Annotated in this window: 31 protein-coding genes; all 31 read right to left on the reverse strand. The window is 38.6% G+C overall.

Annotated features, from left to right (window positions below; translation table 11 throughout):
* Nucleotides 1-85: 85 nt before the first annotated feature.
* The 31 genes from frr to E7276_RS01385 all read right to left on the reverse strand — a co-directional run bounded on the left by frr (nt 86) and on the right by E7276_RS01385 (nt 26,406).
* On the reverse strand, nt 86-640 hold the full coding sequence (frr, locus tag E7276_RS01235; RefSeq protein ID WP_294212692.1) for a ribosome recycling factor: 555 nt from the start codon (nt 638-640) through the stop codon (nt 86-88).
* Nucleotides 641-649: 9 nt separating this feature from the next.
* The gene (gene pyrH, locus E7276_RS01240) at nt 650-1,345 is read right to left on the reverse strand and encodes a UMP kinase (RefSeq protein WP_294212693.1); all 696 of its coding nucleotides are present in this window, start codon (nt 1,343-1,345) and stop codon (nt 650-652) included.
* 30 nt (nt 1,346-1,375) lie between these two features.
* Nucleotides 1,376-2,158 carry a polymer-forming cytoskeletal protein gene (locus tag E7276_RS01245; protein WP_294212696.1) on the reverse strand — a complete coding sequence of 261 codons (783 nt, stop codon included), beginning with the start codon at nt 2,156-2,158 and terminating at the stop codon, nt 1,376-1,378.
* A gap of 23 nt (nt 2,159-2,181) precedes the next feature.
* Nucleotides 2,182-3,096, reverse strand: coding sequence for a polysaccharide deacetylase family protein (locus E7276_RS01250; RefSeq protein WP_294212699.1), 915 nt, complete (start codon nt 3,094-3,096; stop codon nt 2,182-2,184).
* Nucleotides 3,097-3,311: 215 nt separating this feature from the next.
* Nucleotides 3,312-4,241 (reverse strand): translation elongation factor Ts, encoded by a 930-nt coding sequence (gene tsf, locus E7276_RS01255; RefSeq protein WP_294212702.1) that lies wholly within the window; start codon nt 4,239-4,241, stop codon nt 3,312-3,314.
* A 4-nt stretch (nt 4,242-4,245) separates the two neighbouring features.
* Nucleotides 4,246-4,977, reverse strand: coding sequence for a 30S ribosomal protein S2 (gene rpsB / locus E7276_RS01260; protein ID WP_294212705.1), 732 nt, complete (start codon nt 4,975-4,977; stop codon nt 4,246-4,248).
* A 178-nt stretch (nt 4,978-5,155) separates the two neighbouring features.
* Nucleotides 5,156-5,725: a hypothetical protein gene (locus E7276_RS01265; RefSeq protein ID WP_294212706.1), complete on the reverse strand. Its 570-nt coding sequence runs from the start codon at nt 5,723-5,725 to the stop codon at nt 5,156-5,158.
* Nucleotides 5,725-6,381 (reverse strand): DUF6115 domain-containing protein, encoded by a 657-nt coding sequence (locus tag E7276_RS01270; RefSeq protein WP_294212708.1) that lies wholly within the window; start codon nt 6,379-6,381, stop codon nt 5,725-5,727. Before E7276_RS01270 ends, E7276_RS01265 begins: the two co-directional genes overlap by 1 nt.
* A 77-nt stretch (nt 6,382-6,458) precedes the next feature.
* Complete coding sequence (locus tag E7276_RS01275) at nt 6,459-6,788, reverse strand: hypothetical protein (protein ID WP_294212710.1); 330 nt, start codon at nt 6,786-6,788, stop codon at nt 6,459-6,461.
* A 34-nt stretch (nt 6,789-6,822) separates the two neighbouring features.
* Entirely contained in the window at nt 6,823-7,587 is a 765-nt protein-coding gene (locus E7276_RS01280) for a FliA/WhiG family RNA polymerase sigma factor (RefSeq protein WP_294212712.1), read from the reverse strand.
* Nucleotides 7,588-7,624: 37 nt separating this feature from the next.
* A complete protein-coding gene (locus E7276_RS01285; protein WP_294212716.1) occupies nt 7,625-7,921 on the reverse strand; it encodes a hypothetical protein in 297 nt (98 codons plus the stop codon).
* A gap of 22 nt (nt 7,922-7,943) precedes the next feature.
* The gene (locus tag E7276_RS01290) at nt 7,944-8,432 is read right to left on the reverse strand and encodes a chemotaxis protein CheD (RefSeq protein ID WP_294212718.1); all 489 of its coding nucleotides are present in this window, start codon (nt 8,430-8,432) and stop codon (nt 7,944-7,946) included.
* Nucleotides 8,433-8,444: 12 nt separating this feature from the next.
* Nucleotides 8,445-9,059, reverse strand: coding sequence for a chemotaxis protein CheC (locus E7276_RS01295; RefSeq protein ID WP_294212721.1), 615 nt, complete (start codon nt 9,057-9,059; stop codon nt 8,445-8,447).
* Nucleotides 9,060-9,070: 11 nt separating this feature from the next.
* Nucleotides 9,071-9,538, reverse strand: coding sequence for a chemotaxis protein CheW (locus tag E7276_RS01300; RefSeq protein ID WP_294212724.1), 468 nt, complete (start codon nt 9,536-9,538; stop codon nt 9,071-9,073).
* Between the two features lie 14 nt (nt 9,539-9,552).
* Nucleotides 9,553-11,661, reverse strand: a complete 2,109-nt coding sequence (locus E7276_RS01305; protein WP_294212727.1) for a chemotaxis protein CheA — start codon at nt 11,659-11,661, stop codon at nt 9,553-9,555.
* A 3-nt stretch (nt 11,662-11,664) separates the two neighbouring features.
* The gene (cheB, locus tag E7276_RS01310; RefSeq protein WP_294212729.1) at nt 11,665-12,966 is read right to left on the reverse strand and encodes a chemotaxis-specific protein-glutamate methyltransferase CheB; all 1,302 of its coding nucleotides are present in this window, start codon (nt 12,964-12,966) and stop codon (nt 11,665-11,667) included.
* Between the two features lie 3 nt (nt 12,967-12,969).
* Complete coding sequence (locus E7276_RS01315; protein WP_294212731.1) at nt 12,970-13,725, reverse strand: flagellar brake protein; 756 nt, start codon at nt 13,723-13,725, stop codon at nt 12,970-12,972.
* Nucleotides 13,726-13,728: 3 nt separating this feature from the next.
* A complete protein-coding gene (locus E7276_RS01320; protein ID WP_294212733.1) occupies nt 13,729-14,604 on the reverse strand; it encodes a MinD/ParA family protein in 876 nt (291 codons plus the stop codon).
* Nucleotides 14,605-15,966, reverse strand: coding sequence for a flagellar biosynthesis protein FlhF (gene flhF / locus E7276_RS01325; RefSeq protein ID WP_294212736.1), 1,362 nt, complete (start codon nt 15,964-15,966; stop codon nt 14,605-14,607). It lies immediately after the preceding gene.
* A 6-nt stretch (nt 15,967-15,972) separates the two neighbouring features.
* Nucleotides 15,973-18,024 carry a flagellar biosynthesis protein FlhA gene (flhA, locus tag E7276_RS01330; RefSeq protein ID WP_294212738.1) on the reverse strand — a complete coding sequence of 684 codons (2,052 nt, stop codon included), beginning with the start codon at nt 18,022-18,024 and terminating at the stop codon, nt 15,973-15,975.
* A 27-nt stretch (nt 18,025-18,051) separates the two neighbouring features.
* Complete coding sequence (flhB, locus tag E7276_RS01335; RefSeq protein WP_294212740.1) at nt 18,052-19,176, reverse strand: flagellar biosynthesis protein FlhB; 1,125 nt, start codon at nt 19,174-19,176, stop codon at nt 18,052-18,054.
* Complete coding sequence (locus tag E7276_RS01340; protein WP_294212742.1) at nt 19,176-19,955, reverse strand: flagellar biosynthetic protein FliR; 780 nt, start codon at nt 19,953-19,955, stop codon at nt 19,176-19,178. The genes flhB and E7276_RS01340 overlap by 1 nt, the downstream gene beginning before the upstream one ends.
* A 4-nt stretch (nt 19,956-19,959) precedes the next feature.
* Complete coding sequence (gene fliQ, locus E7276_RS01345) at nt 19,960-20,229, reverse strand: flagellar biosynthesis protein FliQ (RefSeq protein WP_294212746.1); 270 nt, start codon at nt 20,227-20,229, stop codon at nt 19,960-19,962.
* A gap of 25 nt (nt 20,230-20,254) precedes the next feature.
* Nucleotides 20,255-21,121, reverse strand: a complete 867-nt coding sequence (gene fliP, locus E7276_RS01350; protein ID WP_294212749.1) for a flagellar type III secretion system pore protein FliP — start codon at nt 21,119-21,121, stop codon at nt 20,255-20,257.
* A gap of 21 nt (nt 21,122-21,142) precedes the next feature.
* Nucleotides 21,143-21,430, reverse strand: coding sequence for a flagellar biosynthetic protein FliO (locus tag E7276_RS01355; RefSeq protein WP_294212751.1), 288 nt, complete (start codon nt 21,428-21,430; stop codon nt 21,143-21,145).
* An 81-nt stretch (nt 21,431-21,511) separates the two neighbouring features.
* Entirely contained in the window at nt 21,512-21,874 is a 363-nt protein-coding gene (locus E7276_RS01360) for a response regulator (protein ID WP_028243865.1), read from the reverse strand.
* Nucleotides 21,875-21,899: 25 nt separating this feature from the next.
* A complete protein-coding gene (fliY, locus tag E7276_RS01365) occupies nt 21,900-23,078 on the reverse strand; it encodes a flagellar motor switch phosphatase FliY (RefSeq protein ID WP_294212756.1) in 1,179 nt (392 codons plus the stop codon).
* A 1-nt stretch (nt 23,079) separates the two neighbouring features.
* Entirely contained in the window at nt 23,080-24,060 is a 981-nt protein-coding gene (gene fliM / locus E7276_RS01370; RefSeq protein WP_294212759.1) for a flagellar motor switch protein FliM, read from the reverse strand.
* A gap of 108 nt (nt 24,061-24,168) precedes the next feature.
* Nucleotides 24,169-24,696, reverse strand: a complete 528-nt coding sequence (locus E7276_RS01375; protein ID WP_294212761.1) for a flagellar basal body-associated FliL family protein — start codon at nt 24,694-24,696, stop codon at nt 24,169-24,171.
* A 13-nt stretch (nt 24,697-24,709) separates the two neighbouring features.
* A complete protein-coding gene (locus tag E7276_RS01380; RefSeq protein ID WP_294212764.1) occupies nt 24,710-25,609 on the reverse strand; it encodes an OmpA/MotB family protein in 900 nt (299 codons plus the stop codon).
* Nucleotides 25,609-26,406 (reverse strand): motility protein A, encoded by a 798-nt coding sequence (locus E7276_RS01385; protein ID WP_294212767.1) that lies wholly within the window; start codon nt 26,404-26,406, stop codon nt 25,609-25,611. The genes E7276_RS01380 and E7276_RS01385 overlap by 1 nt, the downstream gene beginning before the upstream one ends.
* Between the last annotated feature and the right edge of the window lie 45 nt (nt 26,407-26,451).

A 26,451-nucleotide genomic window follows, 5' to 3' on the forward strand; every position in this document is an offset into this window, starting at 1 on the left:
AGCAGGGCGCTATAAAAACGCCCTGCATCCTCGCTTTCGCTCAAGATACTAAAACATAAACTATATCAGTATTCTAGCATCTATTTTAAACAGTCATAATCTCTTTAGTCTTTGCTTCAACAGCCTTGTCAACCTCACCGATAAACTTATCAGTCATCTTCTGGCACTTATCTTCAAGGTCCTTGATTTCATCCTCTGAAACACCCTCGTCCTTAGAGTGTTTCTTTAAAGCATCAATTGCATCTCTACGAATATTTCTGATGGCTACCTTTGCATCTTCGCCATGCTTTTTAACGTCCTTTGCAATTTCCTTACGTCTCTCCTCTGTAAGTTCAGGGAAAACAAGACGAATGAGTTTTCCATCATTTGTAGGATTAATTCCAATATCAGACATATTAATTGCCTTTTCAATTTCTTTTACAAGAGAAGGCTCCCATGGCTGAATCTGGATTAATCTAGGCTCAGGAACGGAAATATTAGCAACCTGCTGAAGTGGAGTAGGCGCTCCGTAATAATCAACTGTAATCTTGTCAAGGATATGAGGATTAGCTCTACCTGCGCGAATTGTAGCAAACTCGCTTTCAAGATTATTATAGCTTTTTGTCATTTTCTCTTCGTAAACTGAAAGTATATTATCCATTAATCCTCCTTATACAGTAACCACTGTACCATTAAACTTACCTGTGATAGCTTTTACTATTGAATTCTCCTCATTTAAAGAGAATACATACATAGGCATTTTTTGTTCCATTGCAATAATTGTAGCTGTAAGATCAACTACCTGAAGCTTTTTATCCAAAACTTCCTGGATGCTAACTTCATCATATCTCTTTGCATCTGGATTTTTAGCAGGGTCACTATCGTATACCCCATCAATTGATTTGGCAAGTAAGATGACATCTGCCTCAATTTCTACTGCACGAAGAACTGTTGCAGTATCTGTTGAGAAGTAAGGATGTCCTGTACCACCAGCAAAGAATACAACCATATTCTTTGCAAAATATTTATTTGCTCTATCCTTAGAATAAAGCTTAGAACAATTACCGCACTCAAATGGAGTGAGCACTGCTGTCATCATACCTGCAGCTCTGAAAATCTCAGATACATAAATGCAGTTCATAACAGTGGCAAGCATGCCAATCTGATCAGCCTTAGTTCTATCGATATTCTCTGAAGAACGTCCTCTCCAGAAATTACCACCACCTATAACTACGCCTACTTGTACTCCATCATCAACAAGCTGTTTTACCTGACGAGCAACCATCATGCAAGTAGCCTCATCAAAACCAAACCCTTTGTCACCCGAAAGTGCTTCTCCACTAAGTTTAAGTAATACTCTTTTCATTTAATACCTCGAATAAATATATATTTCAGATTAGATAGCAAATACGCTGTTTACATCAACATCTGAGTAGCTCTGTGAACAGAAACCTTCGATAACAGCGCCATTATTAATCTGTACTGAACGAGACTTGATATTTCCCATAACAACAGCTGATGTATCAACAACAACTGGTCCGTTAACATCAATATCACCCTTTACAGCGCCTGCAATTACTGCAGATGTAGCTGTAATATTACCAATAATAACTGAGCCAACACCAACCTTTGCTGTACCAGTAGTAACAACCTCTCCTTCGATCTTTGCAGCATCTGCGAAGAACTCTGATGAAGATGAATTACCGTTAACCTTACCAGTAACAACAAGCTTACCATTACATGAAACATCGCCGATAATCTCGCCCTGTACTTCAATTGAACCAACTGATTCAATATTACCAGTAACCTTCATTCCTCCAGTGATAATTGCATTCTCGTCTGAAGCAGCTGCTCTATTATCTGCTACATTTCCCATAACATCCATTGTCTTTGGTGCCTCCATTTTAACTTCATTTTTTGTTTCTGAGAAGAATGATTTCTTCTCTGCTGTTTGCTCCATAGCTGGAGCTGCTGTCTCTACTGATTTAGCAGGTGCGTCGACCTTTTTAGTAACCTGCTCAAGAAGACCATCAAGTTTGTTAAGTTCCGACTCTACATCAATATCGCCATCAAGAGTATTGACCATAACCTCATCTGAAGCAGTAGTATCTTCCCCACCAGGTACTAGCTCATTCACTGCATCATTAAAATCCTCTTTGAAATCTTTGAAAAAGCCCATTACAATTCCTCCATAACATTTTATTATTGAACAACGTTTACATGTTGTATAACAGTTGTTTCATCCGTAATTGGTAATATCATTGCCCCACTAGCCTGTAATGCTTCGATTAATTTTGGCAAGCATTCAATTGTTGCATCTTTATTTGAAGCATCGTGTAATAACACCACAGACGTCTTGTATTGTACCACATCATTCATAACATTATCAACCAATTGGTCGCTGGTAAAAGCCTGTGAAGTGGCGTCTCCAGACACTACATTCCAATCGTAATATACTGTCCCCTTTTCATTCAAATCATTAATGAAAACAGACATAGGTGTGGTACTAACTGTATTGCTACTGCCGCCTGGGAATCGATACAAATGTGTATCAACACCAGTTGTATTAAGAATCAAATCATGAATCTTGTTATAGTCATCGTCAAAAGCTTCTTTTGATTGATATATTTCTCCGAAATTATGACTAAAAGAATGCATTCCGATAGTATGACCATCATCAACTATTCTTTTGTACATATCTCCGTATAACTCTAGGTCCTTGCCACAAACAAAAAATGTGGCTTTAACATTGTAGTCATCAAGTATATCTAGAATCTCGTTAGTATTATCGCTAGGGCCGTCGTCAAAGGTCAGATAAACCCTTGGCACATCCCCTTCTTCTGCCATATTGTTAGAATTATCTACTGTGTAGATGCTGTCTAAATAACTGTCATCAACCATTTCCTTTACATCAGCAACATCCTCAACCCCATTGACCTTTGCTGATAGCACATCCACTTGCCTCTGTAGCGAAATAACTTCTATACATAGGAAAGTCATAACGCACAAAGTCAAAAGCATGAACGCAACAATCGTAGTTACGATAAACTTCTTCATTCTTGCAACACGTTTCCGCTTACTACGTTGCCTTTCAAGTCCTTCATTATATTTCTCCAAAACAATTCCTCCCCCTTAAAAGTCTTCTTTATTTTATCATAATAGAAATCCAATATAAAGCATAAAAAAAGAAGGCCTACACTAAATGTAGACCTTCTTACTAATTTGTATTTTTCCTTTTGTAGGAATCGGAACCCATCCATAATTGCCTTCGGCAATAAGAGTTCCTCTGAATCACATTTTACTTCGATAAATCTCGTAAAATATGATTCTTCTTATGCATTCATCTGAGCTGCTACTTCAGCTGCAAAGTCTTCGTTCTTCTTTTCAAGACCTTCACCAGTCTCAAAACGAACAAATCTCTTTACTTTAAGCTCAGAACCTGTCTCCTTAGAAACCTGCTCTAAGTACTTAGCAACAGTCTGCTTTCCATCCTCAGCCTTAACATAAACCTGATCAAGTAAGCAGATTTCCTTAAGCTCTTTAGATACACGACCTTCAATCATACCGTTGATAACCTTTTCAGGCTTCTGTGACTCCTTAGGATCGTTCATAATCTGAGCAAGAAGGATTTCCTTCTCGTGTGCGATGTATTCAGCAGATACTTCATCACGAGATACATACTTAGGATTAAGAGCTGCAACCTGCATAGCAATATTTGTAGCTGCTTCCCTAGATGCATCAGACTCAGCACCGTCCATCTCTACAATAACGCCGATACGTCCGCCACCATGTGTGTATGATACTACGAAACCATCTGTAGTAATCTTCTCAAATCTTCTAAGAGAAAGCTTCTCACCGATTGTAGCAACCATCTCTACATGTACATCGTTAACAGTCTTTGATGTGTCTTCTGCCCACTTCTCAGCAAGAAGCTCATCAATTGTGTTTACGTTAGAATTGAGAATCTGCTTAGCGACCTTCTCAACGTATGTCTGGAACTTTTCGTTCTTAGCAACGAAGTCAGTCTCTGAGTTAACCTCAAGAACAACTGCTGTATTGCCTTCTACTACTACCTTGCAGATACCCTCTGCTGCGATACGAGATGCCTTCTTTTCAGCCTTTGCTGCACCATTCTTACGAAGGAGCTCGAAAGCTGCATCCATATCACCATCACACTCAGAGAGTGCCTTCTTACAATCCATCATACCTGCGCCTGACTGCTCGCGAAGGTCTTTTACCATTGCTGCTGTAATAGCTGCCATATTCTTATGCCTCCTCTACTGCTTCTGCTGACTCCTCAGCAACTTCGTTCATCTCACCCTGCTTTGCTTCGATAACAGCATCTGCCATCTTTGCAACGATAAGCTTTACTGCACGGATAGCATCATCGTTACCAGGGATCACATAATCAAGTTCATCTGGATCACAGTTTGTATCGCAAACACCTACAAGTGGAATACCAAGTGCATGTGCTTCCTGAACACAGATGTGCTCCTTCTTAGGATCAATAATAAAGATAGCATCTGGAATTCTGTTCATTTCCTTGATACCACCAAGAACCTTTGTAAGCTTCTCCTGCTCCTTCTTGAGCTGAGTAACTTCCTTCTTTGGAAGAAGATCAAATGTACCATCTGCTTCCATCTTCTCGATTTCCTTAAGACGAGCAATTCTTGTCTGAACTGTCTTAAAGTTTGTAAGCATACCACCGAGCCATCTCTCGTTTACGTAGAACATACCGCAACGCTCTGCCTCTGATGCGATAGCATCCTGAGCCTGCTTCTTAGTACCAACAAAAAGAATAGTACCACCCTGCTGTGCGATGTCAAAGATAACATCATAAGCATCGTCTACCATACCTACAGACTTCTGAAGGTCGATAATGTGGATACCATTACGCTCTGTGTAGATGTAAGGAGCCATCTTAGGGTTCCATCTACGTGTCTGATGTCCAAAGTGAACACCTGCCTCAAGTAACTGCTTCATTGAAATAACACTCATTTTAATACCTCCTGGTTTGTTTCTTCCGCATAATTCCACCTGACAACCACCCTGCCTACGATAGGTTGGGAACCAGTGTCAGTCCTTATGCGTGTATTTTCAATAGCTTTCAAAGTTTATCACAAACTGCGGATTTATGCAACTATCTATTGCCCTTTAAATACTAATCACAGCCCAATTATTCCGCAGGTGGTGTTGTAGTACGTACTTCTTTATTTACGAGTACAGCTACAATATCATCATATTCGCTGTCTGCCTTAATATAGAAAGACCCTGATGGAATCCTGTCGTCTACACCTAATTCGTTAAGGTATTTGTTAAAGGCTGTGGCATCGTCAATAAGCCCTGCCGAATATAGGTTGTTTGAAATTATCTCTGAAGACTCTCCGCTTCGAACGCTAAAAGGGATATAGCTAACGGTAGAATCTCCATTTAATGATTCATTGTCTGGGATTTCTACGTCGAGAGTTTCTTCAACCTCTGTTGCATCTTCAGGAACACTTTCTTCAGGTGTAGCCTCTGTGTCCTCTGCTTCATCCTCTGGTTGTTGCTCAGTTTCTGCTTCTGTCTGTTCAGAAGTTTCTTGATCCTCTGACATAGTCATTCCAAGCTCCTGAGCTCTTGCTATTATTTCTTCATCAGAAAGATTTGATTTATATCCGCCGTTAAAATAAAAGCTTAGAGTCAAAAGTAAAGTAGCAAGAATTATGCCTGCACCAATCCCTCGCAAATAGTATTTAAGCCTCATTATTTTGCCTCCTGATACAATCCAAGAACAAACTTCACCTCTCCAAGGCCGCGACCTAGCTTTTTGGCAATTTCAACTTCTGTAAGACCTTCATCATGTAATGAAAGAATCTCCATGTTGCCATTTGGTTTAATTTCTGCTGTCTCATCAGAAAACTTTTCAGCCAAGGCTTCGTTAAATGGAACTTCATTTTTAGGCTCTTCCTTTTGTGCTTCAAGCTCAGCCCTTTGAGCCTCTAATTCTTTTTTCTGACTTTCAATCTCAAGTTCTTGATCTTTTAATAAATCAATTTTTCTGGTTACAGCTGCATCAAGAGCAATAAGATTTTCCTGTAATTCCGCTAGTTTTTTAGAAATTTCAACTGTATCTTTCTGCTTTTCATTAAGCATAGAATACATAAATGTAACCTCTTTATGAGATTTGTCTACTGATTCTAAAACCGTATCTGAATACTCAGATATTTGCAAAATCTTAGAGTTAGTTTCTTTATCTGTACGAACATCAAGCTCGTTCATAGCTTCATCTATGGTCTCAGAAAGCTTGTCCTCCATTTCAACCTTAGCGTCAGCCATTTTATCCTTGATAATTTCTTCGATTTGTTCTTTTGTTAGCTTATTTAGATTATCTCTATCCTTTGATGATAATCTTTCAGACACAAAAAAACTCCCAATAATCAGGCAGAGCCCAATAATTAGGAGTACAATTTCTAGTATGTTCATTAATAGTCTCCCTCTTACACTCTCATGTCAAAAGATGAAGTTGGCTTCTGGAATATCTTTCCATCTTCTGCATTTTCATCTTTCTTTTCTTTCAAGGCATTTTTCTTTCGGTCTCTATTACCCTGATAGCCTTGTCCATTGCCTTCTCTGTCATACTTATTTTCTTTTTGCTCGGATTTGTACAGATTATTTACCTGCTTTGCCTGTTGCTCCTGTTGCTTTGCCACCTCATACGTAAGATTTTCTTGTTGCAGCATGGGCTTTTGATCCTCTGCAGAGTGAGTATGACTGAGTTCGTTGGTGTTTTGAATCATTCCATTAAAGTTTAGTGGACTAATTGACATAACATTCCCTCCCAAGAATACACACAACTTCTCACTATTGAGTTAGAATACCCATATAATCACCTAAAACACCTCGCATTTTATTCAGTGCCTTAGTGTGTAATTGTGATACTCTAGATTCTGATACCTCTAAAGCAGCACTTATTTCTTTTAAGGTCATATCTTCATAATAGTATAAAAGAATAACCTGTTTTTCTTTCTCTGTAAGTTTTTCTAATGCTTCCTTGAGCTTTTCTGATAATTCTTGTTTTGTAATGTTATCTTCTGGCTGAATAAAATGAGAGTTATGTTCCGCCTCCATAACTGGCTCATTTCCAGCTTCCACGAACTCGTTTAAGGATACAACATTTGTTACGTTAAGCTGTGATTGCCATTTCAAAAACTCATCTGAAGAAATATTAAGCTCATTTGCTATATCATCATCAGTAGCGCTGTGACCTGTTCTAGCTTCAATGCTTTTTATTGCATCATCAATCATTCTCTGACGTTGACGAATAGTACGAGGAATCCAATCCATTTTACGGATTTGGTCCAAAATAGAACCCCTTATTCTAAGACTAGCGTAGGTTTCAAACTTTACATCTTTGGCTAAATCGAACTTATCGATAGCATCAATTAGTCCGAAAATACCGTAGCTACATAAATCTTCGTATTCAACGGTATTGCCTAAATACATACAAAGTCGCCCTGCAACAATCTTAACAAGTGGCGCATATTCAAGAATTAATTGCTCTCTAAGCTCTGGAGTAGCATTAACCTTATATTTGTCCCAAAGCTTTTCTCTGTCACCTGCTTTCATTTATGCCCCCTTAAGCAAATGCAGGAAATCAGTCAATTTAACCTTCCTCTGATTCCTGTGGTTCTACAGAAGAATCCTCTTCCTCTTCATCCTCGTCATCAACAGTTGGATCAATTTCTGAAATAGCTTCATCCAAAGGAGTTTGTGGCTCCAATGTTCTAAATGAGTAGTCAAGAATAATCTTTATAATAGTCCCCATAAAGAGAAAAATGACTACTACTAAAAATAACCTTCTAACAAATACTGCAAACTCTACTTTTTGTAGTATGGATACAACACAAGAAATGAAAGCCGCTGCCAAAGTAATTATTACTGGAATTGGTTTCGTATTCATGTGTCCCTCCATACATAATATACTAAATAATTTTAACTGCTTTGCCAACTGCTTTTATATAGTATTCACCTGTTTCACTATATAGCTCCACAGTACGGCCATAGTTTAATCCGCAATCTTCAGCAACTAATCTAATACCTAATTGTTTTAGCTTAGCTCGGCTGGCTTCTGCATTTCTCTCTCCGACGTTAATACCTGACGCGGCTGCTCCAGGCATTTCAAACATCTTTGCCCCACCGGCAATTTTAGCAACCATCTTTAGCTTATTGGCACCAGCTTTAATCATGTCATCATATAATTTCTGAATACCGGTGTCAGCAAACTTCGCAATGTTTGAATTGTTACGAATCGCTGTACTATCAGGCAACATAATATGTGCTAAACCGCTAATTTTTGTAGATGGATCGTATATTGCAATTCCTATACATGACCCCAAACCAATCGTTGTCAGTGCATCAGGAGCTTTGCAAATTTTAAGATCAGCCATGCCGACTTTAATCATCTGCCCCATAATTCACACTCCTTAAATTGGTATACCTAGTGCTGACAAAATTTTGGCATAAGAATCTTCTTCAGGCATCAAAATAAAATGACCCTTGATACCCAATTCATCTGAAAACTCTGTATTGATCATAAGAGCATTATCTCCAAATATACCAAACTGTACAGCAGGAACCGACAAAATTGCTGCTGCCATATCTACTGCTACAAAAGGCACTGATGGAACAATCGTAAGATTGGTCAAGCCTGAAAGCGCAGACAAATATGAACCAGCTATAATATTTCCAATTTCTTTTATTGCGGATAAATCCATCTCATCAAACGGTTCACTATAGCTATCATCTCTCATCATTAATTTGTTAACGACATGATGTGCTGATGCCATATCCATAAGGAACATCATTGAACCATCTATATCAGCTTCTACTCCAAGCATAATGCCGACAATAATCTCATCCTCGGCGCCTATAGCAGAGCCTAATTCCTCAACTGGTAAAAAAGCAACCTCAGGAACACTCATATCAATCCTAAGGCCAAGCATATTGGCGATGGCAGTTGTTGCATTGCCAGCGCCAATATTACCTATCTCTTTGAGGACATCAAAATATTTCTCATTAACCTCATTCAGTGTGAGCATCGTTACCTCCCTTACGAAGCATCATTCTCTCCGATGATTGAACTAATCTCGAAAATAGAAATCAATTCATCACCATTTGTTCCAACGCCATTGATGAAAGAGTTTTTACTCTTAAGGGTTGATGTAGGAGCCTCAATATCATCCTCTGATAAAGAAAGAACTTCTTTAACCTCATCTACAATAACGCCCATTAATCCACCTGCATCAAGCTTAAGAATAATAATACGAGAAGCATCTGTAAATTCATCATCATCAAGATTCATTCTACGTCTAAGGCTCATTACAGGAACAACCTCACCACGAAGATTAATAACGCCTCTATAGTAAGATGGTGCCTTTGGAACTCGAGTGATTTTACTCATACGAACAATGTTATCAATATAGGAAATGTCGATACCATAATGCTCGCCACCAATTTTTACTACAATGTATTGCTTCTTTTCTTTCTCAACTACATCATACATAGCCAAATCTGACATGGTCTCACCTCCTATTAAATAACAGCGTTGACATCAAGAATCATAGCGATTTCACCATCACCAAGGATTGTAGCACCGCTGATGAGCTTGTTATTGTCAAGCTTTCCAAGTGACTTAATAACGATTTCGAGCTGTCCAATAAGATTATCTACGATAATACCGCCTAATGTATCGCCCTTCTTACAGATAACAACTGTCATTGTATCTTCTTCGCTTTCCTTTGGCTCGAAATCAAGAATCTTATCAAGGTGAATAAGAGGAATAACCTGTCCTCTAAGATGGATAACCTCTTTAGACTCAACGTACTTGATTTCAGATACTGGAATATTTTCAATGTTCATAATTGATGCTAAAGCAATCGCATACTTTTCATCTCTTATCTCAACCATAAGAGCCTGAATAATAGCAAGTGTAAGTGGAAGTCGTACTGTAAAAGTAGAACCTTCGCCCATAACAGACTTAACTGATACGTCACCACCAAGTGCTTCAATATTACTTTTAACTACATCAAGTCCAACGCCTCGACCAGAAATATCTGTAATCTGCTTTGCCATTGAGAAGGATGGCATAAACAGAAAGTCGATGATTTCCTTCTGAGTAAGATTTTCTGCCTCTTCTGGTGTAACAAGGCCTCGCTCAACAGCCTTATCTCTAACCTTATCAGTGTTGATACCGGCACCATCATCTCCAACTTCGATGATGACATTGTTGCCTTCTTGGAAAGCGTTAAGGAAAATAGTACCTTTTTCAGGCTTTCCTGCTGCTTTTCTGTCTTCAGGAGACTCGATACCATGGTCAGCAGAGTTACGAAGCAAATGCTGAAGTGGGTCACCTAACTGATCAACAACAGTACGGTCAAGCTCTGTATCCTCACCAGTCATTACAAGTTCCATAGGCTTGTTAAGCTTACGGTCAAGGTCACGAATCATACGTGGGAACTTGGCAACAACTGATTCAATAGGAACCATTCGAACCTTCATAACTGATTCATGAAGATTTGTTGTGATTCTCTCTAAGTATTCAATATTCTCATGTAATGTCTGATGATCGATTTCACCAGATGCATTAGACTGTGATGCAAGTGAGTTCTTTGCAATAATAAGCTCGGAAACCTGATTCATCAAAGCATCAAGCTTTTCAATATCAACACGGATTGTACGTGAAGTAACAGGCTTGTTAGCTGGCTGATTCTTTGATCCGGCCTTTGCTGCAGGTGCCTTTGCTGCAGGTGCAGGTGCCGCTGCCGCTGGTGCAGGTGCCGCTGCCGCTGGAGCAGGTGCTGCTTCTGGTGCAGGTGCTTCTGCCGCTGGCTCCTCAGCCTTCTTCTCATACATTTCACCAGTTACTTTTTCTGCCTCTACAGAATCAATTTCAGAAACTGCCTTAATTGATTCAATGATAGGCTCTAATTCAGATTCTGAAGATAAAATGAAAGAGAAATCAAACTCAAAGTTTTCATCTTCAATATCACCAGAGCTTGGATCAAATGCCATAATCTGTCCAAACTCTTCTACTGCCTTAAATACAAGAAAAGCTCTGGCAGCTTTAAGTAAGCACTCCTTGTTGATGTGGATTGTAAATCCATAAAGCTGTTTTTCGCCTTTAAGCTTCTCGCATAATTCAGGATCAACAGGAATTCTCTTGTATAATGGTCCGTCTGCTGCTCCTGTAGCTCCTGCTGCTTCTGCTGGTGCTGCCTCTGCTGGAGCTGCTTCTGCTGGTGCACCTTCGCCGCCTTCTGCTCCTGCTAAATAATCATTCAAAAGCTTAATTAAAGCTTCATTTTCCTCTTCACCTTCATTAGAGGTTGCTTTAACTGTATCGAGATATCCCTCGATAGCATCAAGACATTTAAAGAGGATATCAATAAGGTTGGAATTAACCTTTACATTATCATTACGAACTTCCTGGAATACGTTTTCCATGTCGTGGGTAAGACGCTGCATTCTCTTAAAGCCCATAGTACCAGCCATACCCTTTAATGAGTGAGCTGCACGGAAAATCTCGTTTACAACATCTTTGTTATCAGGCTCCTTCTCCAATTCCATGATATTATCTGAAAGGCTCTGAATATGACCACTTGTCTCATCGATAAAAATATCCAAATATTGACTTACATCCATTTTTTAACCTCCAAGTCTTTTCACAATTGAATTTGCAACTGATTTAAGCGGAGCCACTTCATTAGCAAGTCCACCTTGCTCCACCGCCTTCGGCATTCCATAAACAACACATGTGGAAGCTTCCTGCGAAATTACGTAAGTCTTTTTGTATTGATTCAAATATTTAATTCCTTCCGAACCATCGGCGCCCATTCCAGTAAGGACAACACAGATAATTTCGTCAAAACTAGATTTTGCCAGCGACCTGTACATTACATCAGCACAAGGCTTTAAGCTATTTACAGGTGGGCTGTCATCCAAATGACAATAGGCTGCGTGACTTCCGTCTTCGCAGATTTCCATGTGCTTACCCCCCGGTGTTATATAAACCGTACCAGGTTTAAAGAACTCTCCATCCTCAGCCTCTTTTACATGAACAGCTGATATTTGATTTAGTCTAGCCGCCAAAGATCCCGTGAATCCCTCTGGCATATGCTGAACTAAAACTAGCGGAACTGACAAGCTGGCAGGCAACATCGGAACAAATGTATGTAGTGCCTGTGGTCCTCCAGTAGAACAAGCTAATGCAATAAACTTTTTTGTTCTGACACCAGATCCTTTTGGTGTAGAAGCCGTTAAGCCAGATGAACTAGCTGAAGATGTTGTAGCATTAACACTCTTGCCAACCGTTTGAGACGTTGAAGCTGGACTTGGTGAACTGTTCGCTGTTTTTCTAGTAACAGCATTCTGCACTCTAGGAGAAACCCTCATTTTTTCTACATCTGAGGCGGTGCGCGCACTACCTGCCCCTGATTTAGCAAGCTCTAACTGGCTTCGAGCGCTAGCCAATTTATCCTGAGTGGATTTTCTGGTAGCCTCAATAGCAAGAGTACTTGCATTAGGTTCACTCTTAATTGTTTTGAATGCATTTGACCTTGAAACGTTGTGAAGGGATGTAAGTAATTGACTTCCAAAAACATCTCGCGTTTCACTACCAGATCTGATAGGCTTTACTACAAAATCTAAAGCACCATATTCCATAGCCTTTAGAGTTTTGTCTGCGTCCTCTTTGATTACAGAGCTAACAAGAACAGCGTTAAATGGCGTTTTTTCCTTGTAAAGTCTCTCTAGGAGTTCTAAGCCTGTCAACTTAGGAAGCACCATATCCAATACAATCAAGTCGTAAGGATTGTTCTTTATTTTGTTGTAAGCATCTTCGCCGTCTGCACTAACATCGACAACACGAAAATCGCTATCTGCATTGATAATATCACAGATAACTCTTCTCATGAGTGCAGAGTCATCAACAACCAAAATCTTATACATTCTTTACCCCTGCTCTTTTTTTCGTATCCGCCGCTCTTCGTCAAAAATGTACTTAATTATTGTCTCCCTATCTTCTGATTCTTTAAATAAGAACTCTATGCGATGCTCAAACAATTTCAAATCATCAATATATTCCGTCTTTACCCTTCGAGCTATTACATTTATTATTTTATTTGTATTGGTGGTAGATAAAACAAAGGAACAATACATATACCTTTCAGTAGCAATATCTTTCTTTGCTTTAAATTTAGCACCGCCACCACTAATATCTACTACAGTTCCTTCTACAGGCTCCCCGTAGGTATTACCATACTTTTCCAAATCACTTTCTACTAATTCCATATTAGGAAGAAGCGCAACATCTTCTGGTACCGGTAAAACCTTTATCGGAAACAAGCACTTAAAACGATAATAATCTCTTCTTTGAACTTTTGATAATTCACCTTTTGGTTCAAAGACATAAACTGGGAAATTTTCTAATCTTCCACGTTTAATGATTTCGCCTGAAAGCTGAAACATTCCCTGTCTAGTATTAAACACAACATCAAATGGAACTTCCATTGGAATAGTTACCACATGTCCCTGCCTGGTAGGTATATGAAAAATCACCTCTTTGTTTTTGGTAACTCCGAAAACGCTGGAAATATAGACACTCTTTTCCCCATCAGCATTTTCTTCTGCTTTTCCATCGGCATTATATGTTGTGTTTGCCATAGAAAACTCTATAGGAGTTCCTGGTCTTAAATCGAAAATATCCATAAGCTAAGCCCTATCTTTTAATAATGCATTAAAAATATGTAACACGCCCCATTTATAGTGGGTCATTTCGTCCTTTTGTAAAAGTTTTAATGCCAAATTTTCAAAGCTTTTTGCTGCCTTTGACTGAGGATATTCAATTGATACAACCTTTTGATTCCTTACAGCCTTTTCAAGAAAACCATCATAAGGTACATATCCCAAATAATCTAATTTGCCCCCTAGGAACTTTTGTACAACTGAAAGCATCTTTGTATAAACTGCTTTGCCTTCAGATTCACTTGTTACTTTATTAGCCACAAGATGAACATTAGTCCCATCTTCCATGTACTTAGAATTCTTGTACATAGCCTTCATTAGCGAGTACGAGTCTGTTAACGAACTAGGTTCTGGCGTTGAAACAAGCACCACCTCTGGTGAAGCAAGAACAAACTCCAATACCTGATCCGACACACCCGCACCAGTATCTATTATAAGAATATCACATAAATCGTTTAAAAGTGTTAAATTGTGCACTAAAAACGTAATTTGTTCACGATTTAAATTGTTCAAACCGACCACACCAGAGCCCCCTGAAATAAAGCCTATTCCCATAGGTCCCTCAGTAATAATATCTCTGATGCTTTTTCCTTTAAATATAACATCGGACAAATTGTAATTTGGTATAGTTCCAAACATTACTTCAACATTGGCAAGACCAAAATCCGCATCAAGAATAATCACCCTTTTTCCCATACGACTAAAACAAACCGCAAGATTAACGGCCATGTTCGACTTTCCTACTCCACCTTTTCCAGAGGTTATGGTGATTACCTTTGTATTTTCAACACTTTTTATATTACGAGCTTTTATAACATTTCGTAAATTCTCAGCTTGATCCATTTAGTGTCCTCCCAACAACTGCTTAACCAGCTTCTGAGCATTCACTATTTCTATATCATCTGGCACATTTTGTCCCACTGTAATGTAAGATAAATTAGAGCCAGTATATAGCTTTAGGTTGAATATATTTCCAAAACATTTGGTCTCATCAAGCTTTGTAAATATAAGATTAAAAACAGTAAATTCCATGTAAGAATCTGCTATATCGATTAAATCCTTGTATTTTGTTGTAGCTGAAAGCACTAAATATACTTCGCTGTCATAATATCCTGATAGTGCAGTAACCAGCTTTTTAGTGTCTGATTTCTGTTCTTCATTTTTATGAGAAAATCCGATTGTATCCACTAAAATTACATCTAAATCATCATTTTCTCTTGTTTGCTTTTTTACAGTATCAAGCAACTCATCAGGTGAATAAACTACATTAAGAGGCACACCCAAAATGTTGGCATAGGTCTGTAGCTGGTTTGCTGCAGCCATACGATAGGTATCAGCTGTTATTAGACCAACCTTTTTGCCCTCCTCAACCTTAAATTTACTAGCAATCTTAGCGATTGTAGTGGTTTTGCCTACACCTGTTGGACCTATAAAAAATACTACCTTAGGGCGTTTCATTCCCATCATTATTCTTGTTGGAGTACCAAGCTTTAGCACCATTTTTTGGTAAACATTAGAAAGTAAATTATCTAAGGAATGACTGGTATGGAGAATTTTGTCCATATCCTCTAAAACCTGATTAATATACTTTTCCTGAACTTCATTTTCTAATAAAACGTTATAAAGCATCTTGACGAAAACATGATTATCGCTGTCAATAGACAGCTTTTCTGAGGAGCTGTTAACTTGAATGTCATCCTCAGTGTTACCTACTATCGTCGCCTTTGGTTCAATCACAGGCTTTGCTCCTGCTGGCTTTGAGTATGTAGGCTCAATTAGTCTAGCTCTTGGAGCAGCACCTGCTAGAGGTTCGAATTCTGTTGTTAGGACCATATTATCAACCTCCTCTTCATCTTTATTAGACTCAGGAATAGTTTCTTTTTGTGGTTCTTCTGCTTGTTTTTCAAGGACTTCATTAACTGCTGAAAAGGCATTTTTAAGCAAAGCAGCATCATCTGCTACGGCTTCAAATGAGCCAGCCTTTTTAACTTGAGCAGGTGCAACCTCCTCTTCTTCCTTTTGGCGCACAAGCTCATCATCTTCAATTGCAGCTGTAACCTCATAGGTACTACTTTTAAAGAAGCTACCTAAGCCCTTTGGCTTTATGACCTTGATATTCATAATAACAGCCGCATTACCAAGCTCCTTTCGAACCTTTGCCATAGCCTCTTCTTCAGTTTTTCCAGTAAATTTGTTAATAGTCATTTATTCTCACCCTGTAACCATTCCTACTGATGATAGCTCTACATTTGAATCTATCTCATTGTAAGAAACAACAATTAAGTCCTTAAAGTAATCTTTTGTCATGCTCTTGAAATACATTCGAACAATTGGAGATGTAACAACAATAGGAGTTCGTCCCATCTCTTCTAGCTTCTTAATTTCTTCATCAAGAGAAGCTATTATAGCCTTTATCCTCTCTGGATCTAAGGTCAAGTAAGCCCCCTGTTCTGTCTGCTTAATTGAAGCCATAATGTCCTGCTCTACCTTTGGATCAACAGTAATTACCTGAGTTGTTTCATTTGGAGCAAAATATCTGCCGGAAATAGCTCTCTTTAATCCCTGTCTTACATACTCAGTAAGAACATCGGTATCATGAGTTGTTGTGGCATGATCGGCTAAAACTTCAAAAATTGTAAGCAAATCTCTTATAGATACACCCTCTGATAAAAGGTTCTGCAATACCTTTTGAACATCGCCCAAGCCAAGTAATTTAGGTATAAGCTCTTCAACGATAACAGGATTTGTTTCCTTAAGGTTATCAACAAGATTCTGCACATCCTGTCTTGTAAGGAGCTCTGCTATGTGACTTCTAATAACCTCAGTCAAATGAGTAGCTATAATAGATGGTGGATCAACTACTGTATAGCCAAGAGATTCCGCCCTTTCTCGCTGACTTTCAGTAATCCAAATTGCTGGCAAATGGAAGGATGGTTCAAAGGTTGGAATACCGGTTATTTCTTCCTCAACGTAACCTGGATTCATAGCCATGTAGTGGTCAAATAGAATCTCACCCTCTGTAATCTGGATACCTTTGATTTTGATTATGTATTGATTAGGATTCAGCTGAATGTTATCACGCAGTCGAATAATTGGAACAACAGTACCAAGCTCTAAAGCAATTTGCCTTCGTATCATTACAACTCTGTCCAGCAAATCTCCACCTTGATTAACATCAGCCAAAGGAATAATTCCATAGCCAAACTCTAATTCGATAGGGTCAACCTGCAGCAAGGAAACAACATTTTCCGGTTTTCGAATTTCTTCTGCTTCTGTTTCCTCATGTGCAACCTCTTGCTCGATCTCTTCCTCGCCAATTGTCTTTGCCATTGAATAGCCTGTTGCAATGAAAGCTCCGCCAAAGGCAATGAATAAAATTGGATTAAGAGGTGTTGCAATTCCAAGAAAGGCCATTGTTCCACCAACAATATATAAAACCTTTGGAATACCAAAAAGCTGTCTAACTAATGTGCCAGAGAAATCGGCAGCCTTAGATCCCTTTGTAACCAAAATACCAGTTGATAGAGATACCAAAAGGGAAGGAATCTGAGAAACCAATCCATCACCGATTGTTAGAATACCAAATTGCTGTAAAGCCTCAGCCGCTGGAAGGCCTTGATTAATCATTCCCATGGCAGTACCACCAGCAAGGTTTATAACTGTGATAATTAGACCTGCCGTTGCATCTCCTTTTACGTACTTTGTAGCACCGTCCATAGCTCCGAAGAATGCTGATTCTTCTTGAATTTTATCTCTTTGACGTTTAGCCTCTGCGTCGTCGATTGCACCTGTATTTAAGTCTGCGTCAATGGCCATCTGTTTACCAGGCATAGCGTCCAATGTAAATCGTGCTGATACTTCAGCTACACGCTCAGAACCTTTATTGATAACCATGAACTGAATAATAATCAAAACAATGAAAATAATTGCGCCAATTACTAAATCATTTCCACCAACGAAGCTTCCGAATGTAGCAACTACATTACCAGGATCGCCAGTTGAAAGAATTAATCTAGTGGATGAAACGTTAAGTGAAATTCTAAAAATTGTGGTAAAAAGTAACAGTGTTGGAAAGAATGACATGTCAAGTACTTCCTTCACGAACAGTACATTCATAAGTACTATAAGCGCGATGGAAATATTGAAAGCTATCATTATATCAAGTAAGAAATTTGGAATTGGGATAATAAAGAAGGTAACAGCAGCAAGCAAGTACAGAGCTATACCTACATCCGCCTTTTTGACTGATGCTGCTAAATCCATACTAATCCCCCCCTTCCTATTATTTTACTAACTAGCCCTGTTTGTATAAACAACAGCTAAAATCTCTGCAACAGCCTGATATAATTCAGGCGGTATAACCTCATCGATTTCAACAGTAGCATATAATGCTCGTGCTAAAGGTTTATTTTCTACAACAGGTACCCCAGTATCCTTGGCAAGATTTTTGATTTTGAACGCCAAGTAATCTTCTCCCTTTGCAACAACTCTAGGAGCTTCGTCCTTTGTGTTGTCATACTTAATTGCAACTGCAATATGAGTCGGGTTTGTGATAACAACATCCGCTTGAGGAACGTTATTCATCATTCGACGTCTAGAGCTCTCCATCATTCTCTGACGCTGCTGTCCTTTAATCTTAGGATCTCCTTCAGCATTCTTATATTCATCCTTAACTTCTTGCTTTGTCATTTTCATATCATTAGTAAACTTATATTTTTGATATGCATAATCAGCAAAACCAAGAATTATATATATAACGCTTATTTTTATACCCGCCTCAATAATAAGATCAAAAATAAGATTTAAAGCATTTATCAAATTAACATCGTATAGCAAAAACAAATTATCCGCCTGGTCCCTAATACATATGTAGGCGATATAAAAAACAAGTGTGATTTTTGCTAAAGCCAATATTAGATTGACTAAGGACTGCTTTGAAAAAATTCTTTTAAATCCACTTATAGGATTAAATTTGCTAAGCTTAGGCTGTAGTGGCTTAAATGTGATTTTCCATCCAACCTGAACTAAATTAGCAACAAAATGTGTAATAAACCCAATTACAAGAAACGGTAATAGTATGAATAGCATCTTGGTAAAAACACTTCTAAAAATACCAGATATTGTCTGTATAGTTAGACCGCTACCATTCATCTCTACTATATCTGGTATTATAGCATATATCCAAGTAAATATTTCATAGAACCTATCTCCTGCAAATGAAATAAACATTTTAAGACTCAAGAAAAAGCCCAGCAAAGAAAAGCCATTAACAACCTCCTTGCTTTTGGCTACCTTGCCCTCTTTTCTGGCATCAGAAAGCTTCTTAGAGGTAGGCTGCTCAGTTTTCTCCCCACCTTCTCCATCTGCAAAGAACTGGAGATTGTATTCAATTAGCAAGCTTTTTTCTTCATACATCAATACATTCCCTGTAAAAACAATGCCATTAAATACTTCATTTCTTTAAAAATGAATGTTGCAACATTAGGTAATAAAAATACTGTTAAAAACAATACAACAAAACCAACAATGATTTTTAGCTGAGCACCTACAGAAAACATGTGAATCTGTGGCGCTACCTTTACCATAATTCCAAGTATCGCATTAAGTACCATAATTACCGCAAATATTGGAAGTATGATTCTAAATGAAATGACAAAAACATCTGAAATAAAAATGAGCATCGAGCTCATAAGGGAATCCCATTCAAATATCGCTCCTCCCAGAGGAATCAGTTCAAAGGCATCGCAGAATGTTCTCAAAATATAACGATGCATTCCTGACAAAATCAGTAGAATCATTATAAACTGGTTATATAACAAACCAGATACTGATGTCTCTGAGCCGATTGAAGGATCAAACTCTTGAGCCATTGATAAACCAATATTCATATCTATCATATGGCCTGCCAGTTGGATAATAAATGTACAGCAATAAGTGGAGAAGCCTATAAGCAGCCCGGTAATTGCCTCTCTAATAACTAAAAAAGCATATCCAACAACTGTAGAATAATTTAGGGCACTAAAATCAACCACAAAATACAACATCAAGGATACTATAGCTGAAAAGCCGATTTTAGCCATTGCTGGAGTATTACGGGTATTAAAAAATGGTGCCACCACTACAAACATGGATATGCGAGTAAGGATTAACAAGAAGTATTCAAAATTTTGTAAGGTAAAGTCAACACTAAACATTTATTCAGCCCAAATATATACTAAAATTTGCCCATAACTTGTTAATATACTCAGTCAGTACCGAAAGCATCCATGGACCAACAATAATAAGCGCAGCAAAAACGCCGACTATTTTAGGAATAAAGGTAAGTGTCTGTTCCTGAATTGATGTAACAGTTTGAAATATACTGATTGCCAAACCAATACATAGCGAAACCAATAAAAGTGGTAAAGCAACCATAAGAAGTGTATAAATAGAATCTCTAATGATATCTAATACCTGCCCCTCAGTCATAACTTTTCTCTCCTACCCTGGATAATCAGTAAAACGTTTTTACTAAACCTCCAATAACTAAATCCCAACCATCAACTAAAATAAAAAGTAGCATCTTGAAAGGAAGCGAAATAGTTGTAGGCGGCAACATCATCATACCCATGGACATAAGTACCGATGCGACCACCATATCAATAACAATAAATGGAATATAAATCAAAAATCCAATTATAAATGCCGTTCTAAGCTCAGATAAAATGAAGCTTGGAACTAATATTGTAAAGGCTACATCCTCATAATTTTCGTATGTAACCCCAGCAATATCACAAAATAGATTCAAATCCTTTGTCTGTGTCTGGCCATACATAAACTCTCTAAGAGGACCAATTGCTGCATCTATGGCTTCTTCTTGAGTAATTTCACCAGCATCGAAAGGATCAATTGCCTCTGTTTTGATCTGTGTAAAAACAGGAGACATAATGAATAATGTTAAAAACAACGCCAAACCAATCAACACTTGATTCGGTGGCGCTGTATTAGTTCCTACAGCAGCGCGTACAAAGTGTAAAACTATAACACACCTCGTAAAGGACGTAAGCATGATGAGAATTGATGGAGATAGCGCAATAATCGTAAGAATGAGAAGCATTCTAAGGGTGGCCGTAAAATTACCATCCTCTCCATCGAATGTCAGGGTAAATCCCCTTTCTCCTACAGTCTCATCTGAGGCATTGGGCGCATTCTCTGTTGCTCCATAATCTTGATTGGTGGCCCCATACTCTGTATCGTACTCTGTATCATAATTATATTCATTTGCATAGGCAGTAATTGTGCCTACAAAAAGGGTGTAACAAATAACAGTAGCTGCAAATAGTAAGCTACAAATTACATACACCTTCTGAAATTTTTTCATAACAACATCCAGCCCGTATTATTAACTATTCTTCTTTAACTTGTCCAGAATGGATTTAAAATCAACCGGTGGCTTTAAATCCTCTGTATCCTGACTAGAAATTTCTTTCAAGTCTTCTGAAGAAAGCTCCCCTAGCAAATTGACTTCATCTTTACCAACTGCTATTACAAAATATCTGTTTTCTCCAGCACGAACAATCTGGACGAACTTATTATTTGTAATTCTGATAGCCTCAACTATTTCAAGATTTTTATTAAGCCCCTGAACCTTTTGATACCCTGCAATCCATTTGGTTACATAGTATGTCAAAGCCAGAATCCCTACAAAAACTATTAGCATAAACAATAGTTGAAAGAAACTATCGCCCGCCGAAGAAAGGATAAGCATGATTTATCCGATAACCTTCTTTACAGCTTCAAGAACTCTCTCAGCCTGGAATGGTTTAACGATAAAGTCCTTTGCACCTGACTGGATGGCTTCGATAACCATTGCCTGCTGGCCCATAGCAGAACACATGATAACGCATGCATTAGGATCCTTTTCTTTGATAGCCTTTAACGCACCAATACCGTCCATTTCAGGCATAGTGATGTCAAGAAGAACAAGGTCTGGAGAAAGCTCTGCATACTTGTCAACAGCGATTTTACCGTTTTCTGCTTCTCCTACTACATTGTAACCGTTCTTTGTGAGAATATCCTTAATCATCATTCTCATAAAAGCAGCGTCGTCACAAATTAAAATGTTTTTTGCCATGTTTTCATCTCCTTAAATATATTGTTTATTCTTTGATGATTTCTGTTATACGTACACCAAAAGACTCCTCTATAACTACTACCTCGCCTTTTGCCACATACTTGCCATTTACAAGTACATCTATTGGTTCACCGGCTATTTTATTTAGCTCGATGATGGTACCTGGAGCAAAATCCAAAATGTCTTGGATTGTTTTGTTTGTACGACCTAATTCTACTGTAACTTCCAGTGGTACGTCAAGAATTAAGTCTATGTTTTCCTGTGCGAACTGCGCTGAAAAACCTGGTCCAAATGGCGTAAATTGTGCCGGTTGAACGTTGATTTGTGGTGGCGGTGCATACATGTAAGGAGCCATCATTGGCTGTCCTTGCATCATGCTTGGATCCATCTGTGGCATACCAGCTGGTGGTGGTGCCATCTGTGGAGGCGGTGCAGCTGCAGCTGGTGCTGGTTCTGGTGCTGGTGGTGGTGCTGATTCTGCCACACCATCATCAACAGAAGAATTGTTGTCAGCTTCCATGTTGTTAAGTACCGCTTCGCACATCTCCTTGGCCAGTGAGATTGGATACAATTGCATCATCTCACTATTGACCAAATCGCCTATTTCCATTTTAAAAGCAATTCTAACAAAATTGTCTTTTAAGAATGCATCAATATCACCTGGCTCGATTTGAGTTAGATCTGTAAGGGTTGCCGTAGGTGGTGAAATATCAACCATCTTGCTAAGCATAGATGATAATGAAGTTGCACTAGCACCCATCATCTGGTTCATAGCTTCTGAAATAGCTGATAGATGCAAGTCTGTAATTTCGCCATCTATATTGGTTCCATCACCGCCCATCATAAGATCGGTGATAACCTTTACATCATCTTCTTTTAAAACAAGAATGTTACTACCATCTAAGCCCTTGGTGTAACCGATTCTAACAACGACACAGGATTTATCATATCCGGATGCTAAATCATTCCAATTGGTTTCAGTAACTACTGGAGTAGAAATTTCAACCTTTTTGTTAACAAGAGAGAACAATGTGGTAGCTGCGCTACCCATACTGATATTGGCAACCTCGCCAATAGTATCTATCTCTTGACTAGAAAGCTCTCCGCCAGCGGCACCGCCGCCACCTCCATCAGAGGGTGCGTCTGGAATGCCTCCGCTAAGTAGTGCATTTATCTCATCCTGTGATAATACACCATCGCCCATTCTACTGCTCCTCCCTTATGATTTGTGTCACTCTAACTGCGTAATCCTTTCCTGAAGCGCCTGGAAGGGCTGAGAACTTCTTAATATCGCCCACAAAAACATCCAGTTCTTCGTCGACCTTTGTATTAAGTCGTACTATATCACCAACCTGTAGCTGAGAGAAATCAGCCACGGTAATAGTGCTATTTCCTAAAACCGCTTTTATAGGTATCTTTGCGTGGTTAATCAACGCTTCTACAGCATCTGAATAGCTCTCGCCGGTTTTCTCCTTTTGACTACTATACCAGAACTTTGTGTTCAATTTGTCCATAACTGGATCTAAAGTAATAAAAGGTAGACAAATATTCATAAGTCCCTCAACATCACCTATTTTGATATTAAGGGTAACAATAGCAATCATTTCTGATGGTGAAATAATCTGAGCAAATTGAGAGTTTGTTTCAATTCTTTCAAGTCTAGGATGTAAATCTACTACGTTTTCCCAAGGCTCTCTAAGTAAATCAATACAAGATGTCATTACTCTCTCAATTATTAAAAGCTCAATTTCAGAGAAATCTCTAACTTTGTCAAGGGGTTCGCCTACGCCGCCTAACATTCTATCAACCATAGCAAAACCCAGGTTAGAGGCCATTTCTACAATTGTGTTTCCCTCTAGAGGGGCAAAATCAACTATGCCTAAAAGTACAGGATTCGAAAGTGAATTTGAAAACTCCATATAGGTAACAGCTTCCGAATTCATTACTTCTACCTGAATGTTTTTTCTTAGGAAAATCGGAAGGTTGGTTGAAAGCAATCTTCCATAATGCTCAAAAATAATTTCTAGTGTACGAAGATGCTCCTTTGAGAACTTTGAAGGTCTAGCAAAATCGTAATTCTTTACAGGCCTTTCCTTGGTGTTTTTGATTTCGTCAGCATCCAACTCACCACTAGTCAAAGCATTAAGCAAATTATCTATTTCGTTTTGAGAAAGGACATCGCCCAAGTAAAACCACCACCTTATTTCCCTTTTTTAACAATGAAGTTCGCCCATTAAAAGATTACTCCGCAATGGGGCTCACAGCATAATTTTTCTTTCAGAAAAAATATGCATTTATTGATATGTTGCACTAGAGAAGTTAACTCTAACAACAAAGGATGATTGGAATAAAGTCTGTAATGCTTCCAAAATATCTTCCTTTACACTCTCTTCATCATTTCGCATATCTTCGATAGTGTGTTTAGCAACCTCTGTTTTAATAGTATCGCTTATTACGTTATCGTATGTATCAAGGTTACCTGCGCCATCACCAAATTTAGCAAAATCTTCATTTGTGCTATCTAGAGATAACGAAACTCCAAGAACCGCATAATGCAAGTTGCCATCGCCACTATCTGCTAAGTTTATTGTCATGGTCTCACCAGCATTTACTGCATAGTCAACCATATTTTCAACCTTAATTGCTAATGAACCAGCCGTATCTCCCGCCCGTAAATCCAAATCAATTGCCGAGCATACTTTTGTAATTAATTCGTTTGCCTTTTGTGTTTCAGGTACGATAGAAATTGTAAGAATCGCTGTAAGAACAAGATTTACCACAACTAGTGCTAGTATTACGACTGTAATCAAATTCTTTTTCATAAGGCAATCCTTTCTACTCTGTTAAATCAGATGAATACTTGTTGTAAACCTTAATCTCAACCCTACGATTACGGGCTCTTCCCTCTGCAGTACTATTATCTGCTATTGGGACGTACTCACCTCTACCAGCCGATTTAATATATGCTGGATTTAAATTGGTGACTTCTCTAATTCTATCTGCCACGTATAGTGCTCTATACATAGACAAAACATCGTTGTTTTCATATGTGCCAGATGACATTGGAACATTGTCTGTATGTCCCTCAATCTCAATTATGTTTTCGTTGTACTCCTCAAGAACCTTTGCTAAATTATCAACAATTCCAAGAGCTTCATCTGTAAGTACTGCTTTTCCTGAATCAAAAAGCAAAGCTCCGTTAATTGTGATCATTACATACTCTGCGTTAAAATCTACTTCGACCTGATCCTGGAGTCCGTACTCCAAAAGCTTCTGTTCGATTTGTTCTGCAATTGTTTCGCTTTCAGAAGCGCCAGCCTCCTCCAAGGCCTCAACCGCTTCTTCTACAGAAATATCACTAGAGCTGGTTTGTTGCTCCGTAGATGCTCCATCCTGAGAAAGATCTCCCTCGCTTTCACTATCGCTAGAACCTTCTTTTTCATATTGCTCATCATCGCCATCGTGAACGCTATTAAAATAATCATCAAACATTTCAAGCTGACTGATTCCGGATGAAATCATCTGACCTTCACCAATTGAAGATCCGCCTGAAGAAAAAATACTAAAACTAGACTGAATACTAGCTATAACTTCTTGAAACTTTTCTGTATCCGTACTACTCATTGAGAAAAGCAAAACGAAGAAGCAAAGTAGCAAGTTCATCAAGTCGGAGAAAGTGGCCATCCAGGCAGGAGACCCAGCAGGAGCTTCTTCTTGCTTTTGCTTCTTTGCCATTAGCCTTCACCTCCTCCGCTATCTCCACCGATGCCTTCTCTAGCTGATGGTGGAAGGAATGATTTAAGCTTTTCTTCTATAACACGTGGGTTTTCGCCTGCTTGAATTGAAAGCAAGCCCTCCACAGTAATACTCTTCATCATGATTTCTAGGTTGTTATTAACACCTAACTTGGTACCGATAGGACCAGTAAGCCAGTTAGCAATCAAAGAGCCGTAAAGAGTGGTCAGTAAAGCAACCGCCATGTTAGGTCCGATTGTAGATGCATCCTCCAAGTTTTGAAGCATGTTTACAAGTCCAACCAATGTTCCAATCATTCCCCAGGCAGGTCCCATTTCACCCCATTTAGACCAGAAGTTAACAACAACTTTATGTCTATCCTCGAGACAGCTCATGTCTGTTTCAAGAATGGCTCTAACAAGTTCTGGATCAGTACCATCAACTACTAAGTTAATTCCTTTTTTTAGGAATTCATCTTCTATACTATGTGCAGCTTCTTCAAGGGCAAGAATACCTTCTTTTCGAGAGATATTGGCAAGATTAATGATGTTACCAATAGTATCAGCCGCATTTCCGATAGCAGGTTCTTTCAATGCAATGCCAAAGCCTTTAAGTCCTCGAGTAAAGTCAGGCATTTTATTACATGCTATACATGAAGACAAAGAACCGCCAATGGTGATAATAACTGATGGAACATCTATGAAGTTTGCCATTGCGGCTACACCACCTGATGAAACGATACCGAAAACTACCATTACAACACCAAGTAATAAACCGATTAGAGACCCTATATCCAAAGTACTCTCACCACCCTTTTATCGAGTTATTGTATAGAAATACAC

The sequence above is a fragment of the Pseudobutyrivibrio sp. genome, assembly GCF_015057185.1.
Classification (GTDB): Bacteria; Bacillota; Clostridia; order Lachnospirales; family Lachnospiraceae; genus Pseudobutyrivibrio.

Excerpts from the sequence above, each read along its gene's own strand:
- tsf (WP_294212702.1), bottom strand. The coding sequence starts at position 4,241 with ATGGCAGCTATTACAGCAGCAATGGTAAAAGACCTTCGCGAGCAGTCA.
- fliY (WP_294212756.1), bottom strand. The coding sequence starts at position 23,078 with ATGGGCGATGGTGTATTATCACAGGATGAGATAAATGCACTACTTAGC.
- E7276_RS01300 (WP_294212724.1), bottom strand. The coding sequence starts at position 9,538 with ATGTCAGATTTGGCTATGTATGATGTAGTTGAGAAAGAAAAGAAGCAA.
- E7276_RS01275 (WP_294212710.1), bottom strand. The coding sequence starts at position 6,788 with ATGTCAATTAGTCCACTAAACTTTAATGGAATGATTCAAAACACCAAC.
- E7276_RS01315 (WP_294212731.1), bottom strand. The coding sequence starts at position 13,725 with ATGGATATTTTCGATTTAAGACCAGGAACTCCTATAGAGTTTTCTATG.
- flhF (WP_294212736.1), bottom strand. The coding sequence starts at position 15,966 with ATGACTATTAACAAATTTACTGGAAAAACTGAAGAAGAGGCTATGGCA.
- flhA (WP_294212738.1), bottom strand. The coding sequence starts at position 18,024 with ATGGATTTAGCAGCATCAGTCAAAAAGGCGGATGTAGGTATAGCTCTG.
- E7276_RS01305 (WP_294212727.1), bottom strand. The coding sequence starts at position 11,661 with ATGGATGTAAGTCAATATTTGGATATTTTTATCGATGAGACAAGTGGT.
- E7276_RS01320 (WP_294212733.1), bottom strand. The coding sequence starts at position 14,604 with ATGGATCAAGCTGAGAATTTACGAAATGTTATAAAAGCTCGTAATATA.
- cheB (WP_294212729.1), bottom strand. The coding sequence starts at position 12,966 with ATGTATAAGATTTTGGTTGTTGATGACTCTGCACTCATGAGAAGAGTT.
- fliQ (WP_294212746.1), bottom strand. The coding sequence starts at position 20,229 with ATGACTGAGGGGCAGGTATTAGATATCATTAGAGATTCTATTTATACA.
- E7276_RS01295 (WP_294212721.1), bottom strand. The coding sequence starts at position 9,059 with ATGCTCACACTGAATGAGGTTAATGAGAAATATTTTGATGTCCTCAAA.
- E7276_RS01375 (WP_294212761.1), bottom strand. The coding sequence starts at position 24,696 with ATGAAAAAGAATTTGATTACAGTCGTAATACTAGCACTAGTTGTGGTA.
- flhB (WP_294212740.1), bottom strand. The coding sequence starts at position 19,176 with ATGTATGAAGAAAAAAGCTTGCTAATTGAATACAATCTCCAGTTCTTT.
- E7276_RS01280 (WP_294212712.1), bottom strand. The coding sequence starts at position 7,587 with ATGAAAGCAGGTGACAGAGAAAAGCTTTGGGACAAATATAAGGTTAAT.
- E7276_RS01360 (WP_028243865.1), bottom strand. The coding sequence starts at position 21,874 with ATGGCAAAAAACATTTTAATTTGTGACGACGCTGCTTTTATGAGAATG.
- E7276_RS01285 (WP_294212716.1), bottom strand. The coding sequence starts at position 7,921 with ATGAATACGAAACCAATTCCAGTAATAATTACTTTGGCAGCGGCTTTC.
- E7276_RS01265 (WP_294212706.1), bottom strand. The coding sequence starts at position 5,725 with ATGAGGCTTAAATACTATTTGCGAGGGATTGGTGCAGGCATAATTCTT.
- E7276_RS01245 (WP_294212696.1), bottom strand. The coding sequence starts at position 2,158 with ATGGGCTTTTTCAAAGATTTCAAAGAGGATTTTAATGATGCAGTGAAT.
- E7276_RS01340 (WP_294212742.1), bottom strand. The coding sequence starts at position 19,955 with ATGTTTAGTGTTGACTTTACCTTACAAAATTTTGAATACTTCTTGTTA.
- rpsB (WP_294212705.1), bottom strand. The coding sequence starts at position 4,977 with ATGAGTGTTATTTCAATGAAGCAGTTACTTGAGGCAGGTGTTCACTTT.
- pyrH (WP_294212693.1), bottom strand. The coding sequence starts at position 1,345 with ATGAAAAGAGTATTACTTAAACTTAGTGGAGAAGCACTTTCGGGTGAC.
- E7276_RS01290 (WP_294212718.1), bottom strand. The coding sequence starts at position 8,432 with ATGGGGCAGATGATTAAAGTCGGCATGGCTGATCTTAAAATTTGCAAA.
- E7276_RS01380 (WP_294212764.1), bottom strand. The coding sequence starts at position 25,609 with ATGGCAAAGAAGCAAAAGCAAGAAGAAGCTCCTGCTGGGTCTCCTGCC.
- frr (WP_294212692.1), bottom strand. The coding sequence starts at position 640 with ATGGATAATATACTTTCAGTTTACGAAGAGAAAATGACAAAAAGCTAT.
- fliP (WP_294212749.1), bottom strand. The coding sequence starts at position 21,121 with ATGAAAAAATTTCAGAAGGTGTATGTAATTTGTAGCTTACTATTTGCA.